The following is a 17,384-nucleotide window of genomic DNA, read 5'->3' as shown; positions in this document are numbered from 1 at the left end:
AACCCTAAAATAAATGTAAAATTCATTTTGGTCTTGTTAGCAATATACAATTATAAGAAATTTTTTTAAAATGGTTATTTTTAATTTCAACTGAAAACCACTTTTGCATTAGGGATAGCAGCATTGTTTGAGCTCTTTTATAAAAAACTACCAAAAGTTTTTTATAAAAAGCGAGTGCGGATAGCCCGACCCTGTCATTGCGAGGCACGAAGCAAACAGGAATGCCCTAAAAAACATCTTTTAACAAAACATTTTAAATTTTTCTAAATTCTAAATTCAAAAATCTAGTTTTCTAATCGTATCTTTGCGCTCAATTAAACGAAACAAACAGTTTGGATTCCTCAAGTCAAATAATTGAAAAGCCTTCATTGATTACTAGTTTTCTTGCTATAACCAAAGCGAGATTGGCTATTAGTGTTGTTTTTTCAACGCTTGCAGGGTATTTGTTAGGCGTTGACACTTGGAATGCGAATAGTTTTCTAATGTTACTTTTTTTAGCCATTGGTGGTTATTGCATGGTGGGAGCTTCTAATGTATTCAACCAAGTAATTGAAAAAGACTTAGATGCTTTGATGGACAGAACCAAAAATCGTCCATTGCCGTCAGGATTGATTTCTAAGCAAAATGCTTTACTTCTAGGTTTCGTTTTAACTGCTGTTGGTTTGGCAATCCTTTTTGCTGTAAATCCTAAAACGGCTATGTTTGGTGCTATTTCCATCTTTTTATATGTGAGTGTTTACACGCCTTTGAAAACCCTAACGCCACTTTCGGTGTTTGTTGGGGCTTTTCCGGGTGCTATTCCTTATATGTTGGGCTGGGTGGCAGCAACAGGTCATTTTGGAATTGAAGCAGGAACGTTGTTTATTATTCAGTTTTTCTGGCAGTTTCCACATTTTTGGGCTATTGGTTGGTTTTTGTATGACGATTACAAAAAAGCAGGATTTTTCATGTTGCCAACAGGTCAGCGTGATAAGAAAACCGCATTACAAGTAATTTTATATACCGTTTGGATGATTTTAGCTTCCATTGTTCCTGTTTTTGGATTCACTGGGAAGTTGTTTTTGACCAAAGTTAGTGGAGCGATTGTGTTGTTGCTTGGTTTTTGGATGTTGTTTTATGCAGTGAAACTCTATAAAGAAATGGATGCTGTTGCTGCAAGAAAATTAATGATTGTTAGTGTTTCCTATATATCATTAGTGCAAATTATATTTGTTTTAGATAAATTTATAAGATAGTTATGGAACCAAAAATGACTTTGGAAGAACATCAAAGCAGAAAAGGAAAAACCTATAAATTGTTGCTTATTTTTGCAATGATTAGTATTTTGATGATTTTTGCTGGATTAACAAGCGCTTACGTGGTGAGTAAATCAAGACCTGATTGGTTGTCTGATTTTGTCTTGCCAAATGCCTTTATAATTAGTACTGCCGTTATGCTTTTAAGTAGTGTTACTTTTCATTTAGCTTTTAAAGCAATGAAAAACAACAATAGTAAGCAAGTAACTTTGCTTTTGTGGTCTACTTTATCGCTGGGTGTAGCTTTTGTAGTTTTCCAATTTAAAGGTTTTGAGCAAGTAATTGAAAACGGCTATTTCTTTACAGGAAGCGAGAGCAACATTACCACTTCATTTTTGTATATTGTGGTGATTGTGCATCTACTTCACCTTTTAGGTGGGTTTTTATCGCTTTTTGTTGTAATTTATAATCATTATAAACAAAAATACAATCCTACTCAAACCCTTGGTATTGAACTAAGTGCGATGTATTGGCACTTTATGGATTTTATTTGGTTATATTTGTTTTTGTTTTTCTATTTTTACAAATAGAAAAAAAGTAATAAATTTGGGAACTTTTTAACAATTTTAATTTATATGGGAGCGACAGTTATTTCACATGAAGACGCTTTAGACGGAGGGCCAGGACCATTAGGAGCAACCTATGGTAAAATGATGATGTGGTTTTTTATCCTATCAGATGCCTTAACATTCTCTGGATTCCTTGCAGCATACGGTTTTTCAAGATTTAAATTCATTGAAACATGGCCAATTGCCGATGAGGTTTTTAATCACTTTCCATTTATGCACGGTGTTGATGCGCCTATGTATTATGTGGCATTGATGACTTTTATTCTTATCTTTTCTTCGGTAACTATGGTTTTAGCTGTTGATGCTGGTCATCATATGAAAAAGGCTAAAGTTGCATTTTACATGTTCTTAACGATTATTGGTGGTTTTATTTTCTTGGGCTCTCAGGCTTGGGAATGGAAAAACTTCATCAAAGGTGAGTATGGAGCGGTAGAAACAAGAGGAGGTTCTATTTTGCAATTCGTAAACGCTTCAGGAGAACGTGTTGCTTTGGCTGATTTCGCTAAAGTATTACATGAAGAAAGAGTACAGCATACACCAGATAAAGGAGTTTGGTTTATGGGCGAATCTGCTTTACCCTCGTATTCAGTTGCTGAAGTAGTAGAAGGTTTTAAAGCAAATCCTGATGTCTTGGTTCGTACTGAGTTCATTAAAGATAAACAAAAAGTTGTTCTTACAAGAGAAGAATCTTTGAAGCGCTTAGAAGATGTTGTTTACGTTGTGGAAGGTGCAAACATGTACAGAAACGAATATGGAAGCAAATTGTTTGCTAACTTCTTTTTCTTCATTACAGGTTTCCACGGTTTCCACGTGTTCTCAGGTGTTCTTTTAAATGTAATTGTTTTCTTTAATGTATTGTTAGGAACTTACGAGAAAAGAAAAAGCTACGAAATGGTTGAAAAAGTTGGATTATATTGGCACTTTGTAGATTTAGTTTGGGTATTTGTATTTACATTCTTCTACCTAGTATAATTTTTAAGATAAAAGTATTATGGCACACGCACACGAATCAAATACAAAAAGAATATGGTATGTTTTCGGACTTTTGTCTGTCATTACCATTGTTGAAGTTGCTTTTGGTATCTTTAAACCAGAATCATTGCATTTAACTTCTTTCTTAGGAACAAGTCCGTTAAACTGGATTTTCATTATCCTTACTATTGTTAAGGCCTATTATATTATGTGGGCTTTCATGCACTTAGAAGGTGAAAAATCAAGTTTTAGATGGTCTATTGTTGGTCCTTTAGTGTTTTTAATTTTGTATCTATGTTTTATCGTCTTAATTGAAGGTAATTATGTTTACGAAGTTTTCAATACTGGACATATGAAATGGATATTTTAACATCTTATTATATAAATTTAATCCCGATGCACATCGGGATTTTTTTTATCTTTGTGTGGCTGAAATTTATGTCAATCATAAGTTGCTGTCTTAACTATTTCTCATGAAAAATAAATTAATACTCGGATTGCTTTTTGTTTTGCCAATTGCAACTTATCTCATTTTTGCATCTGCGAAACACAATTCTTTGTTTCTTCCAATATTGTTTGAGTACCAACAAGATTTGCCTCAAGATTGGCAAACGAGCTCTGGTGAATCGGTTCAATTGGAAAATAAAATCACTATTCTTGGTTTTACAGGATTTGATATTGCCAAAAACAAAGGAAATTTATTCAATCTCAATCAAAAAATATATAATAAGTACGCAGGATTTACTGATTTTCAAGTAGTAATGGTAGCGCCAAAAGGAACAGAAAGTGATATTGTTGCTATTTTTGAGAAGTTCAAAACTGTTTCAGAGGATTTAGGTGGTTGGAAAGTTGTTTTTGCTGATCCAGAAGAAATCAAAACGTATTTTGAAACCTTACAGTTAATTGGAAATTTAGGGGAAGATTACGGAACACCATCGGTTGTAATTATTGATAAGAATATTAATTTACGAGGAAGAAAAGGTAAAAATAAAGCAGGGGAAGACGAATACAAAGATTCGTATAATACGATTTCAGCTGCAGAATTGCATAATGACATGACTGACGATGTAAAAATTTTATTGCGTGAATACCGATTGGCATTGAAAAAAAATGAAGCAAGAAAAGACGATTTTCGCGATAAGATTAAAGAAAACATAGAAAAGAATAAATAGACATGAAGAATAAATCATTTATCGGAATTTCATTTATTGTATTAATTTTTGGTATTTGGACGGTTCCAAAAATTATTTCAAGATTTACTGAAAATAATATTACAGATAAAAATCGATTATACAATTATCAGAATAATAATGATACTGATATTGATTTTCATGCAGAAAGAGATACCTTAATTTTTAATGATGCTTTAAAGAGTAATTAGTATGAGTGAAATATTTGATTTTTTTAAAGAATATTATTTTCTTTTTTTGTTTGCTATAATATCATTCATTGCAATTTTATTAGTTTCTAAATTTTATAGAATTAAATTTTTTTATTTGTTTTTTGGATATTTGGGTTTGATTTTTTTATCTACTATGATTATATTTCTTGTTAATTTTTTTTTTAAATATGAAAAATTAATGGAAATCGGTTCAGCACCAAGTTTTTCGTTAACGAATCAAGATGGAAAAACCATTTCTAATGAAGATTTAAAAGGAAAAGTTCATGTAGTGGAATTCTTTTTTTCAACTTGTCCAACGATTTGCCCAATCATGAATCAAAACATGTTGAAAATTGAAAAGGAATTTTTAAACCACGATGATTTTGGAATTGTTTCTATCACAATTAATCCCGATTATGACACATCGGAAGTGTTGAAAAAACACGCCGAACATTTGGGTGTTCAACATAAAAACTGGCATTTTTTAACTGGCGAACAAAGTTACATTTATGAAATTGCCAATAAAGGATTCAATTTGTATGCTGCTGAAAATAATAAAGCGAAAGGCGGATTTGAACATTCAGGATTTTTTGCTCTGATTGACAAAAATGGCAATATTCGCTGTAGAAAAGATGATTTTGGTAACCCAATTTTATATTACGACGGACTAGAAGAACCCGGAGTAAACGCAATTAAAGAAGATATTAAACTTTTATTAGAAGAATAATTATGGAAAATAATACTATTGAAACAAAATACAATAAATTAATCATAGTTTTATCAGTTGTAATTCCTGTTGCGGTTGCAGCTTTATTTGGAGTGAGTTTCAAAAAATTAGGAATTGATGTGGAACCGTTTACGTTTTTACCTCCAATTTATGCGTCAATTAATGCATTAACCGCTTTGTTATTGGTAGTTGCTGTAATTGCCATTAAAAACGGAAACAGAAAACTGCACGAAATTTTAATGAAATTAGCCATTGCTTGTTCGGTTGCTTTTTTGTTAATGTACGTTGCATATCACATGTCATCTGAGTCAACCAAATATTTAGGGGAATACAAAATGGTTTATTATTTCATTTTAATTTCTCATATTTTGTTGTCTATTGCGATTATTCCATTAGTATTGATTACTTATGTAAAAGCTTTGGCTCAACGTTTCGATAAGCACAAGAAAATAGCAAAAATTACATTTCCAATTTGGTTGTATGTTGCGGTTACTGGAGTTATTGTGTATTTAATGATTTCACCGTTTTATGCGAACTAAAGATAAAAAGGGAAAAGGGAAAAGGGAAAAGGGTAAAAGTTTACAGTTAGTAGTTTTTACTATTGCCTATTACCTATTACCTATTGCCTCAAAAGCCCAATGTGCTATGTGTAGAGCGGCATTAGCTAGTGAAGAAGGCGGAGTAAAAGCTGAAGCCATAAATGACGGAATCGTTTATTTAATGATTATTCCGTATATTTTAGTTGCGGCTGCTGCTTATGCGATTTATAAAATCAAATACAGCAAAAAAGGCGATTAATCCAATCCGTCAATTTTTACATTCATTTTGCCAGAAGTTGTGATGAAGGCAATAATAGCTTTGTCTGTAATTTCCACTTTATCAAAAACTAAATCGTCAATTTCGCCATTGACAAAAACGCCTTTCATTGGTGAGTAATTTTGGAAATAGGGCAACATATTGGCTTTTCCTTCTTCCAAATTCTTCTGAATAGAATAGCGGCAATTTTCTTGAATTTTCTTCAAAATAGTGCCTTGCGCTAACCAATTAGCAGATTTCAGTAGCAGGCTTTTGGTACTGACTACATAATCCATTTGTTCAAAATAAATTTCTTTGGTAATGGTGTTGTAGTTTGGAATTCCTGTTAAATAAATAGTTCCGTTAATACTACCAACTAAGTCTAGTGCCACAATCATTTTTCCATTGCGTTGCCAAAGCGCTACTTTTTGAACCACTACTTTTCTGCTTCCCGATGCGAATTCTTGTCCTTGGAAATTTTTAGTAATTATTTTAGAAGCACTTTCATAAGTAGAAACCGCGGCTAACGAAATCTGAAATTTATCAGGCATCGAAGCAACAGGTTTTAATACGATTTTTTTCTTGTCGAACGTTTTTTCGGATGGTTCACCCACAGTGGTTTGCATGTCGCATTTCAAACCCATGTTCATGGTGATTTTGTTCTTAGTGAGTTTGGCTTCGGTCACGTACAATTCTTGAGGTTCCATTTTAAACCAAACTTCATAAGCTTCTTGCGATAAAAACGGATTGCTTAGATTGTCTAAAGCATCTAAAACTTGTGGTTTGAAATCGCATGTTTTGTCAATAGCGGTGTCAATTTCTTTAGCCATTTTGGTTTTGAAAAATCGCAAAGCTGGATTTACAATATAAGTAACCGGAACTGCTTTTCCAGCAACGATTATAGTTGGACTCGTTTTCCATTCAAAATCTTCTATCGTAGAATTAGTAGTAAGTTTCCAATTACTTAGATGTGGCTTGCTTTTTAATGTAATAACACCATCTAAAAATAAATCTTTGGTGTCATTTAGGCCTAAAAAGTCAGTTCCATATTTGAATTTAGCCCATATTTTTAATGGAATTTTCGAAATAATGAATCCATTTTTTTCTTCCAATACAATATCGTTGGATTTCCAAACTTTCATTTCAATGTTATCATCTTTAATAATGGAATCGTTATAGATCAATCCTTTTAAATTTTTATTTAATTGTTGTTGAATTTCTTTCAAAGTAATTTCAACAGGCATTGCAATAAACGAGGTTTTATTCTTAACAATAACTGAATTGTCAGTTGTTGGAAGTGGTTTTAAAGCTTCAATTTTATTTGTAGTCCCACAAGAAATTACGAATAATAGAATAAATACAAATAGTATAAGCTGCAGCTTTTTCATGCTTTGAAAATTTGCTCAAAATTAAAATTTTAATTGATTAACTGTAACAAAAACCTTAAAATTTGGTCTAATAAGAAATTCGAAGAAATAAACATCAGAATGATACGAAAACGAATAGTCTTTTTACTTTCATTAGTAGTTTTTCAGTTGCAAGCGCAAGAAAAAAAATGGACCTTACAAGAATGTGTAGATTATGCTATTAAAAACAACATTTCTGTACAGTCTTCAGCTTTAGATTTGCAAACTGCTGGAATTGCTAAAAAAGATGCAATTGGTAATTTTATGCCTAATTTTAATGCATCAGCTTCTCACTCATGGAACGTGGGTTTGAACCAAAACATTACAACAGGTTTATTAGAAAACCAAACCACTCAGTTTACATCTGCGGGATTAAACATGAGTGTGGATTTGTTTAAAGGGTTGCAAAACCAAAATCAATTGCGTAGATCTAATTTGTCAATTATTGCATCGCAGTACCAATTGTTAAAAATGCAAGAAGATATTGCGCTAAATGTTGCTAACGCTTATTTGCAAATTTTATTCAATAAGGAAAATGTAAAAGTGCAAAAGCAACAATTGACGTTTAATGAATCGCAATTGCAACGAACTACTGAATTAGTAAATGCAGGACAAGTGCCACAAGGTGATTTGTTGGATATTAAAGCTTCGGTAGCTTCAGATAAACAAAGATTAATAGCTGCAGAGAATGCACTTTTGATTTCAAAATTGAGTTTGGCACAATTACTTCGTATAGAAGATTTCCAAAATTTTGATATTTCAGAAGAACAATTGGATGTTTTTGATAGTGTAATCATGAACGAAAGTCCAAATGCAGTCATTCAAAAAGCCAAAGAAACCAGAACCGAATTAAAAATAGCAGAGTCCAATTTAGAAATTGCTAAAAAAGATATTTCTATTGCAAGAGGAGCTTATTTGCCTTCTATAGTTGGATTTTATAGTTTCAATACCAGAGCTGCTTATTTTGATAGAATTGTTGGTTTTCAGCCAAATGCAAATAATCCAACATCTGTTATTGGTTTTGTTGACGGCACCAATCAAGCCGTTTTACAACCCAATTTTTCTCCAGTTTTAGGAGGGCCACTTTCTATATGGGAACAATTTGACAATAATAAAGGTCAAAATTTTGGATTGCAAATGAATATTCCAATATTTAATGGATTTGCAACTAGAAATAATGTACAACGTTCCAAAGTTGCATTCGAAAGAGCAAAATTGAATTATGATCAGCAAAATTTAGACTTAGAGAGAAATGTCTATACGGCATTTACGGATACTAAAGCGGCGAAAGAAAGTTATGAAGCTGCTTTGCAAACTTTAGAAGCAAGAACCTTATCATTCAATTATGCAAAAGACCGTTATGAAGTTGGATTGATGAATGTTTTTGATTTTAACCAAGCACAAACCCTTTTGGTTAATGCGCAATCGGAAGTATTACGAACCAAATACGATTATATTTTTAGAACCAAAATTTTAGAATTTTATTTCGGAATTCCTTTAATTCAAAATAATTAATACCATGTCAAAAAAATCAATATACATTTTAGTCGGAGTAGTCGCGGTTGTTTTAATTGCTTTAATCGGATTGAAAAAATCGGGAAAAATTGGTAATAGCGATGACGGAAAAATCGTTGAAGTAGCTAATGCAGAAGAAATGACCATCATTGAAACTGTTTCTGCAACAGGGAAAATTCAGCCTGAAATTGAAGTAAAAATTTCATCAGAGGTTTCAGGTGAAGTTATTGAATTGCCAATCAAAGAAGGACAACAAGTTAAAAAAGGGGATTTATTGGTAAAAATAAATCCAGATATTTATGTTTCAGGTGTAAACCGTACAGCGGCAACTTTATCTACAACAAAAGCAGGATTAAGTCAGGCTGATGCTCAGGTAAAAGAAGCAAAAGCGAATTATGATAGAAATAAAACGTTATTCGATAAAGGTGTAATTTCAAAAGCAGAATGGGATAGAGTAGTATCCGCTTATGAAGTAGCTGTGGCCTCTAAACAATCGGCTTATTATAATGTAGCTAGTGCTAATGCAACTTTAACTGAAGCTAGAGATAATTTAAGAAGAACTACAATTTATGCACCAGCCGACGGAACTATTTCGTTGCTTTCGGTAGAGTTAGGAGAACGTGTTTTAGGAACGCAACAAATGGCGGGAACTGAAATTTTACGCGTTGCCAATTTGAACAATATGGAAGTGGAAGTAGATGTTAATGAAAATGATATTGTTAAAATAAATATTGGTGACGAAGCAAAAATTGAAGTAGATGCTTATTTGAAAAAAGAATTCAAAGGAATTGTAACCAGTATTTCAAATTCTGCTAGTTCGGCATTAGCAGCTGATCAGGTAACTAATTTTAAAGTAAAAGTTCGAATTTTAAAAGAGTCATACCAAGATTTATTAGAAGGTAAACCAGATAATTTTTCGCCATTTCGTCCAGGAATGACAGCTACTGTAGATATTATTACAAAACGAAGAGAAAAAGTAATTGGTGTTCCAATTAGCGCTGTAGTAATAAAAGAAGATACTACTTCAGTGAAAAAAGATATTGTGGCGGAATTAGAAAAAGAAGAAAAACAGAAAAAAGGAACGTATAAACCGAATCAAAAATTTGAATGTGTTTTTGTAAAAGTGGGCGATAAAGCAAAGCTTAGGGTAGTAAAAACAGGAATTCAAGATGATACGAATATTGAAATCATCTCAGGGTTGAAAAAAGGAGAAGAAATAATTACTGGTCCGTATACTATGGTTTCCAAAGATTTGGTTAGTAACGACAAAGTGAAGACAGAGGACAAATCTTCTAGTAAGAAGTAGTCTTTTATTTAGTTTTGGGTTGGAAAGGCGCGAATTTATTCGCGCCTTTTTATTTTTTGGTTCTGAAAGTTTGTACTTTTGCGGTATCAATTCCAATGAAATGACCTACATTCTTAATATAGAAACCGCTACTAAAAACTGCTCCGTATCTTTATCTGCTGATGGGAAGACAATTGCATTACAAGAAATAGCAACCGAGAATTTTTCGCACGCTGAAAAATTACATGTTTTTATAACAACGCTTTTGAAAGAACATCAATTACAATTTGAGGATATTCATGCTATTGCGGTTAGTCAAGGTCCAGGTTCTTATACGGGTTTGCGAATTGGTGTTTCTGCGGCTAAAGGCTTGTGTTATGCCTTGTCAATTCCTTTGATTGCGGTTGATACTTTAGAGCTTTTGGCACGCCAAATAAAAATAGATAATGGTTTTATTGTCCCAATGATTGACGCTCGAAGAATGGAAGTTTACACGGCTTTTTTTGATAGTGAGTACAAAAAGGTACAGCCAACAAAAGCTTTGGTAATTGATGCTTCATCTTTTGAAAACGAAACAGCAACGATGCATTTAATTGGTGATGGTGCTTCCAAATTTAAAAACGTTTTAACGGCTGATAAATTTGTATATCATGATGCTGTTGTTTATCCTTCAGCCAATGAAATGAGTTCACTAGCCTTTGAAAAGTACAAAATAAGCGACTTTGTTGATGTCGCTTATTTTGAACCATATTATTTGAAAGATTTTGTGTTGAACAGATAAGCCTAACTGTCTTTGTTGACAATTGTAACTTCTCTTTGAGGAAAAGGAATGGTTATTCCAGCATTATCTAGCGCAACTTTTCCATTTTCTAAAATATCGGAACTCACTTTAAAGAAATGTTCATTTTCAGCCCAAGCTCTAATTCCTAAATTAATGGAACTATCAGCTAATTCTCTAATGATAATAGCTGGAGCAGGTTCTTTTAATACATTTTCATGCGAAGTAATCACTTCCATTAAAACATCTTTTGCAGCTTTAATGTTAGAATTATAAGCAATTCCAATGGTTAAATCGGTTCTTCTTTTTCCTTCTTGAGTGTAGTTTTTGATTACTCCGTTAGATAAAATTCCATTTGGAATGTAAACTGCTTGGTTGTTTGGTGTTAAAAGTCGGGTATTAAAAATTTGAATTTCTTGTACGGTTCCAATTTCTCCTTGAACTTCTATTACATCAAAAACTTTAAAAGGTTTGAACAAAATAATTAGAATTCCACCAGCAAAATTTGCTAATGAGCCTTGAAGAGCTAAACCTATTGCTAAACCAGCAGCACCCAGAACAGCAACAAAAGAAGAGGTTTCAACACCGAGTTTGGCAATAACAGTTACGAAAAGTAAAATACGCAACGCCCAAAAAAGTAGGTTTCCAATGAAATTAGAAAGTGTAATTTCAATATTTCGCTTAATCATAATGCGTTTGAAGGCTTTGGTAATAATACTTATTGACCATAGTCCAATTAACAGCATGAGAATAGCAGTAATCACATTGGGAGAAAATTCAACAATTAAATTGGTGATTAAATCTAAGTAGTCTTTGAAATTTTTGTCTGGCATCATTTTTATTTTCTTATTTAAATAGGCAGTTAGCACACCAAAATTACGGATTTTTAAGCCTTATGTCAAATTAAATTAAAATTTTGTAAATTTGAATTTATGGATTCTAATTATAAAATGTTTTATTTTTCTGGTAATTGATAACATTAGCTTAACATTAAAACGAAAATCTTAACGGAATTTTGCAGCAATAAAAAATAGAAATTTTAATGGAACAAATTTATATCGTAATGCTTGTGGCATTGGCTATCTTAGCTTCAATTGACTTGATGGTAGGAGTTGCTAATGATGCTGTTAACTTTTTGAATTCAGGAATAGGTTCAAAAGCTGTTTCTTTTAAAACGTTAATGATAGTTGCAAGTATTGGAGTAGCACTTGGAGCGCTTTTTTCGAGTGGTATGATGGAGATTGCTAGAAGTGGAATTTTTAACCCTTCTATGTTTACCTTCGATGATGTTATGATTATTTTCTTAGCCGTAATGGTTACCGATGTATTGTTATTAGATATTTTCAATTCATTAGGCTTTCCAACGTCAACAACGGTTTCTGTAGTTTTTGAACTTTTGGGTGCAGGTGTATGTTTGGCGATTTACAAAATCATAACTCAAGATGATGGATTTGAAACCTTGTCGGGTTATATCAACACCAAAAAAGCTTCTGAAATTGTAACTAGTATTTTATTATCCGTATTGCTTTCTTTCTCTATTGGAGCATTAGTACAATATATTTCAAGGATTATTTTTTCTTTCCAATATCAAAATAGAACTAAATATTTTGGAGCAGTTTTTGGAGGTCTAGCGATTACTTCAATTACTTATTTTATTCTTTTTAAAGGAATCAAAGGCTCTACTTTCATGACTTCCGAATTGAAGGATTTTATGGGCGAAAATCAATTGATGATTATTGGAACTAGTTTTCTTTTTTGGACGCTTCTATCACAAGTTTTGATTAGTCTTAGGGTTAATATTTTCAAAGTCATAATTGTAATTGGAACTTTTGCTTTAGCACTTGCTTTTGCAGGGAATGATTTGGTGAACTTTATTGGTGTGCCAATTGGAGCTATTCAAGCTTACGATATTTATGTAGCTGGAGGAAATGATTCGTCAATGTTAATGGGGGATTTAGCATCAAGTGATTTGAAGGCTAATTTTTGGTATTTATTAGCTGGTGGCGGAATTATGGTTTACACACTTTGGACATCAAAAAAAGCGAAAGAGGTTATTAAAACAGAATTGAGTTTGTCTAATCAAGGTGATGGGACTGAAAAATTTGATGCCAATAATTTATCTCGTATTATTGTTAGAGGTGTAATGTATATTGGACAATTAATCAATTATGTATTACCAAAATCACTTCAATTAAAAATTGACAAACAGTTTGTTAAGGAAGAAATTAAAAGCAAGAATACGGAAGTAGCTGCTTTCGACATGGTACGTGCCTCTGTAAATTTAATGGTTGCTGCCGTATTAATTGCTATTGGAACATCGTTAAAATTACCGCTTTCAACAACCTATGTCACTTTTATGGTAGCCATGGGTACTTCGTTTGCTGATAGAGCTTGGGATAGAGAAAGTGCGGTTTATAGAGTAGCAGGAGTTTTTAATGTAATTGGTGGTTGGTTTGTTACAGCTATTGTTGCATTCTCAATGGCGGGATTAACAGTAACAATTCTTAAATTAGGAAAAGTTTTCGCTTTTGTTGGAATTATGATTTTGGTTGGGATTTTACTGTATAGAAGCTCAAGAAAATATTTAGCTAAAGTAAAAGAGCGTGATGCAGAGCAAGCTTTGTTAAGAACAGAAGACGTTGCTACTATCAAGGAAATTATTTCTGAAAGTTCGTCCCAAATTGCTAAGGTTGTGCATAAAACGAATATTTTGTATTCTGATGTTGTGAATAATTTAGGATTGCAAGATTTGGCAAAACTAAAAGAAGACAAAAAGAAACTTAAGAAGTTAGAAAAAGAAGTTGATGATTTAAAGAGTAATGTTTTTTATGTGATTAAAAACTTAGATGAAAACTCAATTGAAGCTAGTAAGTTCTATATTCTAATTTTAGGATTCTTACAAGATATGGTGCAGTCAATTGGTTTTATTACCAATACGAGTTATTCGCATATCAATAACAATCATAAGAATTTGAAATTCAATCAAATTAGGGATTTAAAATCGATTGATAATCAATTACAGCTTTTATTTGAACGTTTAGAAGAAAGTTTTAGAACGGAAGATTTCTCTAAATTGGATGTTGTTCTACAAGAAAAATCAACTTTATTAGATTCAATAGCGGAGTTGATTCAAAAGCAAATTACTAGAATCAGAACTACTGAAAATAGTCCTAAAAACAGTAAATTGTACTTTGGGTTGTTATTAGAAACAAATGATTTAGTAAAAGCAACAATGAGTTTATTGGAACTGTTTAAAGAGTTTAATGAGCAAGTTGATAAGAAATAATAAAAAAAGGGAGTCCAAATTTTGACTCCCTTTTTTTATTAAAACTTAATTTTAAGCGTTTATTGCTTCCACTTTAATTTCGTTGTCATTTAACATATCGCGAAGCATATTTTCAATACCATTTTTTAAAGTAAATGTAGAAGAAGGACAACCACTACAAGCACCTTGTAAAATTACCTTTACTCTTTTTTCATCTGCATTAAAAGAATCAAACATGATATTACCACCATCACCTTGAACCGCTGGTTTTACATATTCTTCTAGAATATTTATGATTTGTTGAGAAGTAACATCTAATTTATCAAAATATTCTTCTTGTTGCTTTTGGTGGTTTTCCGTGTTTACTATCAAGGATTCATCAACTGCTAAATTTCCATTTTCTAAAAACTCTTTGATAAAAGTTCTTATTTCCAAAGTAATTTCGTCCCATTGAGCAATTTCGTATTTTGAAATTGAAATGTAATTTTCGTCAATGAAAACTTCTTTAACAAAAGGGAATTTAAATAATTCTTTAGCTAATGGAGATGCAATAGTGTCGTCAATATTTTTGCATTCTACAAGTGTTTTAGTTAACGCTTTATTGGCAACAAATTTTATAACAGCTGGATTTGGAGTGGTTTCTGCATAAACCGTAATTGGAATTTTTTTGTTCTCAGTTTCCTCAATTGTAATAATTTTTCCACCGTTATTAATGAATTCTTCAATTTGTTGCGCAACATCATCTTGTACATCTTCCCATTCCACAATTGAGAATTTTTCAATTGCAATAAAATTCCCTGAAATGTAAACTGTTTTTACAAAAGGTAAATAAAATAATTGTTTGGCTAATGGAGAATCTTTTGCCTCATCAATATTCTTAAATTCAAAATTTTGATTACGAACAATGATTTCGTCTAGTTCAAATTTAACAATTGAAGGGTTATTTGTTATTTTTATACTGATTTTGCTCATGATTTTTCTTTTTTGCAAATGTACAAAACCTTAGTATTGTTTTCTTTATATATTTGTTAATTATAAATAAACAAACACTAAATTTCTGTGAAAAAATCATTACTATCTATTTTTGTTTTTCTTTTAACTTCAAATTTGTTTTCACAAGTTTTAATAGATCAAACTAAAACTCCAGCACAACTTACAGTTCAAGATTTAATTGGTAATGGAGTAACAGTTACTAATATTACTTTTAATGGTTCCGCAGCTAATGCTAACGTTTTACGTAACCAAATTGCTTTGTTTACTAATGGGGAAAACTCAACTGTAGGGATTGATAGAGGTGTGGTTTTAACAACAGGGAATAGTTTAGTGGCTCAAATTGGTACAGGATTTACAAACCCACCATTTGCTCAGCAAGGAGGCGCTTCTAGTAATTCAACGACTGCTGTTGTAGGTGATGCTGATTTATCTTTGTTAGTTACCGATGATGTTCGAAACGCAGCTGTTTTAGAATTTGATTTTGTTGCTACTAGTGCATTTGTTGAATTTAGATATGTGTTTGCGTCTGAGGAATATCCCGAGTACACTCCTTGTGAATCTAGTGATCCTGTTAATGATGTCTTTGGTTTTTTCATTTCAGGACCAGGAATTTCAGGGCCATATTCTAATAACGCAACAAACATAGCTCTTATTCCTGGAACTACTTTGCCTATTTCAATCAATAATATTAATCAATGCTCTGCTTTTAATTCATTTTATGTTGATAATGCTGCATTTATTGACCCTAATACAGGTTTGGTTAATCCCAATACCGTGCAATATGATGGAATGACAACTATATTAACAGCAAGAGCTAATGTGCAATGTGGCGAGACCTATCACATAAAAATTGCAATAGCAAATGTGTTTGATAATGGTTTTGATTCTGCAGTTTTTTTACAAGCAAATAGTTTCTCTATTCCTACTGTTGATTTAGGGCCTGATAGATCCTTCTGCGGTACAGCTACTTGCTTTGACTTACAAGCTACTTTTGATCAAAATTTACCCGTAGGATTTAATCCTTCTTATAATTGGTATTTAAATGGTGTTTTGCAAACTACAACTACTGTTCCAACGCTTAACATTTGTCAAAGTGGTGAATGGAGAGTTGATGTTTTTACTCCAGGTTGTGCTGCTGTAGTTGCTACAGATTCTGTTCAAATTAATTTCATTAGTGCTGTTCCTTTTAATCCTATTGGCCCAATATCAGGTAATGCTGGAGAATGTAACCCCGTATTTAATTTATTATCTTATCAAGCTGCATTAGTAGCTCCCCAGGATCCTGCAAATTTCACTTTTGTGTATTATGATGAAAATTTTGATGTTATTACAGATCCAGCTAATTTCTCCCCAATATCTAATACTATTGTCGGCATTGATATTAGTGTAGGAACATGTAGTAGTTTTGATATTGTAGAATTTATTGTTGACTGTGATCCTGTTTCTTGTAGTTTAAATTTAACATCAGCTACAGAGACTACTAATCAAACGATTTGCTTAGGGGAAACAATTACAGATATTACGTATACTTTTGGTGGTGATGCCACGAATGTAACAGTTGTGGATTTGCCAGCAGGGGTTACAACAACAATTGCATCAGGAATTTTAACCATAAGCGGAACACCTTCAACAACTGGTTCGTTTACTTATACGGTTTCTTCAGTGGGTTGTTCACCAGAATTAACGCTTCAGGGCACAATTACTATTGCTAACGCGCCAACTTTTACAAATTTAAGTGCAGTTACACCGATTTGTGAAGGTGAAGACGCTGTATTTACGCTAGTAGGTAGTGTAGGAGCAACTGTTGAATATACAATAAATGGAGGTGCAATTCAAACAGAAACGCTTAATGCAGCGGGAGAAGTAATAATTACAATTCCAGCTGTAACAGCAAATACTACCATTGAAGTATCTGAAATCGCCATCGGTAGTTGTATTGTTGCATTAAATGAGACTGCTACAGTTGTTGTTAATCCAATACCAGCAGTTCCAACAATTGATGTAACCGCTCCAACTTGCGTATTGGCAGGCTTTGCAACAATAACCAATTACGATGCTACATTAACGTATACTTTCACACCAGCAGGACCAACCATTACGGCAGCCGGATTGATAGAGAATATGGTTGTTGGAACGAGTTATACTGTTACAGCAGAAAATACAACTTGTACATCAGCGGATTCTGCAGCGTTTAGCAATGCAGCTCAACTAGTAACACCAGATATTCCAACCATTACAATCACTGCACCAACATGTTTAGCCGCTGGATTTGCAACCATTACGAATTACGTTGCAGGAATGACTTATGATTTCACGCCAGTAGGACCAACAGTTGATGGCACGGGATTGATTTCAGGAATGACTTTTGGCACCAGTTATGAAGTAGCGGCGAATAACGGCAGT

The 17,384-nt window shown here is 32.7% G+C and carries 17 protein-coding genes; 14 read left to right on the top strand and 3 right to left on the bottom strand.

Annotated elements, in window-relative coordinates:
* Window positions 1-332 precede the first annotated feature (332 nt).
* From cyoE to DPN68_RS10375, 9 genes are all read left to right on the top strand, one after another.
* The gene (cyoE, locus tag DPN68_RS10415; RefSeq protein WP_113989591.1) at window positions 333-1,235 is read left to right on the top strand and encodes a heme o synthase; all 903 of its coding nucleotides are present in this window, start codon (window positions 333-335) and stop codon (window positions 1,233-1,235) included.
* A gap of 2 nt (window positions 1,236-1,237) precedes the next feature.
* Window positions 1,238-1,825: a cytochrome c oxidase subunit 3 gene (locus tag DPN68_RS10410; RefSeq protein WP_113989590.1), complete on the top strand. Its 588-nt coding sequence runs from the start codon at window positions 1,238-1,240 to the stop codon at window positions 1,823-1,825.
* A gap of 45 nt (window positions 1,826-1,870) precedes the next feature.
* On the top strand, window positions 1,871-2,836 hold the full coding sequence (locus DPN68_RS10405; RefSeq protein ID WP_113989589.1) for a cytochrome c oxidase subunit 3: 966 nt from the start codon (window positions 1,871-1,873) through the stop codon (window positions 2,834-2,836).
* Window positions 2,837-2,855: 19 nt separating this feature from the next.
* On the top strand, window positions 2,856-3,206 hold the full coding sequence (locus DPN68_RS10400; RefSeq protein WP_113989588.1) for a cytochrome C oxidase subunit IV family protein: 351 nt from the start codon (window positions 2,856-2,858) through the stop codon (window positions 3,204-3,206).
* A 103-nt stretch (window positions 3,207-3,309) separates the two neighbouring features.
* Window positions 3,310-4,008, top strand: a complete 699-nt coding sequence (locus DPN68_RS10395; RefSeq protein WP_113989587.1) for a hypothetical protein — start codon at window positions 3,310-3,312, stop codon at window positions 4,006-4,008.
* A 2-nt stretch (window positions 4,009-4,010) separates the two neighbouring features.
* Window positions 4,011-4,217, top strand: a complete 207-nt coding sequence (locus tag DPN68_RS13320) for a hypothetical protein (RefSeq protein ID WP_239987086.1) — start codon at window positions 4,011-4,013, stop codon at window positions 4,215-4,217.
* A gap of 154 nt (window positions 4,218-4,371) precedes the next feature.
* Window positions 4,372-4,944 (top strand): SCO family protein, encoded by a 573-nt coding sequence (locus DPN68_RS10385; protein ID WP_239987083.1) that lies wholly within the window; start codon window positions 4,372-4,374, stop codon window positions 4,942-4,944.
* A gap of 2 nt (window positions 4,945-4,946) precedes the next feature.
* Window positions 4,947-5,483, top strand: a complete 537-nt coding sequence (locus DPN68_RS10380) for a DUF420 domain-containing protein (protein ID WP_113989585.1) — start codon at window positions 4,947-4,949, stop codon at window positions 5,481-5,483.
* Window positions 5,473-5,742, top strand: coding sequence for a hypothetical protein (locus DPN68_RS10375; RefSeq protein WP_113989584.1), 270 nt, complete (start codon window positions 5,473-5,475; stop codon window positions 5,740-5,742). Before DPN68_RS10380 ends, DPN68_RS10375 begins: the two co-directional genes overlap by 11 nt.
* Here DPN68_RS10375 and DPN68_RS10370 read toward each other — a convergent pair.
* Entirely contained in the window at window positions 5,739-7,127 is a 1,389-nt protein-coding gene (locus tag DPN68_RS10370; RefSeq protein ID WP_113989583.1) for a DUF4403 family protein, read from the bottom strand. The two genes, DPN68_RS10375 and DPN68_RS10370, sit on opposite strands and share 4 nt — an antisense overlap.
* A gap of 99 nt (window positions 7,128-7,226) precedes the next feature.
* On the opposite strand from DPN68_RS10370, the gene DPN68_RS10365 reads away from it, so the two are divergent.
* The 3 genes from DPN68_RS10365 (at window position 7,227) to tsaB (ending at window position 10,726) form a co-directional block, all read left to right on the top strand.
* Window positions 7,227-8,660 (top strand): TolC family protein, encoded by a 1,434-nt coding sequence (locus DPN68_RS10365; RefSeq protein ID WP_113989582.1) that lies wholly within the window; start codon window positions 7,227-7,229, stop codon window positions 8,658-8,660.
* A gap of 4 nt (window positions 8,661-8,664) precedes the next feature.
* Complete coding sequence (locus DPN68_RS10360) at window positions 8,665-9,966, top strand: efflux RND transporter periplasmic adaptor subunit (RefSeq protein ID WP_113989581.1); 1,302 nt, start codon at window positions 8,665-8,667, stop codon at window positions 9,964-9,966.
* Between the two features lie 100 nt (window positions 9,967-10,066).
* The gene (tsaB, locus tag DPN68_RS10355) at window positions 10,067-10,726 is read left to right on the top strand and encodes a tRNA (adenosine(37)-N6)-threonylcarbamoyltransferase complex dimerization subunit type 1 TsaB (RefSeq protein ID WP_113989642.1); all 660 of its coding nucleotides are present in this window, start codon (window positions 10,067-10,069) and stop codon (window positions 10,724-10,726) included.
* A gap of 2 nt (window positions 10,727-10,728) precedes the next feature.
* Here the strand turns inward: tsaB and DPN68_RS10350 are convergent, their stop codons facing one another.
* On the bottom strand, window positions 10,729-11,559 hold the full coding sequence (locus DPN68_RS10350) for a mechanosensitive ion channel family protein (RefSeq protein WP_317047780.1): 831 nt from the start codon (window positions 11,557-11,559) through the stop codon (window positions 10,729-10,731).
* 206 nt (window positions 11,560-11,765) lie between these two features.
* Here DPN68_RS10350 and DPN68_RS10345 point away from each other — a divergent pair, with 206 nt between their 5' ends.
* A complete protein-coding gene (locus DPN68_RS10345) occupies window positions 11,766-14,009 on the top strand; it encodes an inorganic phosphate transporter (protein ID WP_113989580.1) in 2,244 nt (747 codons plus the stop codon).
* 51 nt (window positions 14,010-14,060) lie between these two features.
* Here DPN68_RS10345 and DPN68_RS10340 read toward each other — a convergent pair whose 3' ends face one another.
* On the bottom strand, window positions 14,061-14,960 hold the full coding sequence (locus tag DPN68_RS10340) for a NifU family protein (protein ID WP_113989579.1): 900 nt from the start codon (window positions 14,958-14,960) through the stop codon (window positions 14,061-14,063).
* Between the two features lie 87 nt (window positions 14,961-15,047).
* Here DPN68_RS10340 and DPN68_RS10335 point away from each other — a divergent pair.
* A partial coding sequence (locus DPN68_RS10335; RefSeq protein WP_193477872.1) for a choice-of-anchor L domain-containing protein occupies window positions 15,048-17,384 on the top strand: 2,337 nt, incomplete at its 3' end.

Origin of the sequence: Flavobacterium tibetense, assembly GCF_003293845.1 — a bacterium.
GTDB lineage: Bacteria > Bacteroidota > Bacteroidia > Flavobacteriales > Flavobacteriaceae > Flavobacterium > Flavobacterium tibetense.
This window is presented reverse-complemented; position numbering and strand designations above follow the sequence as displayed.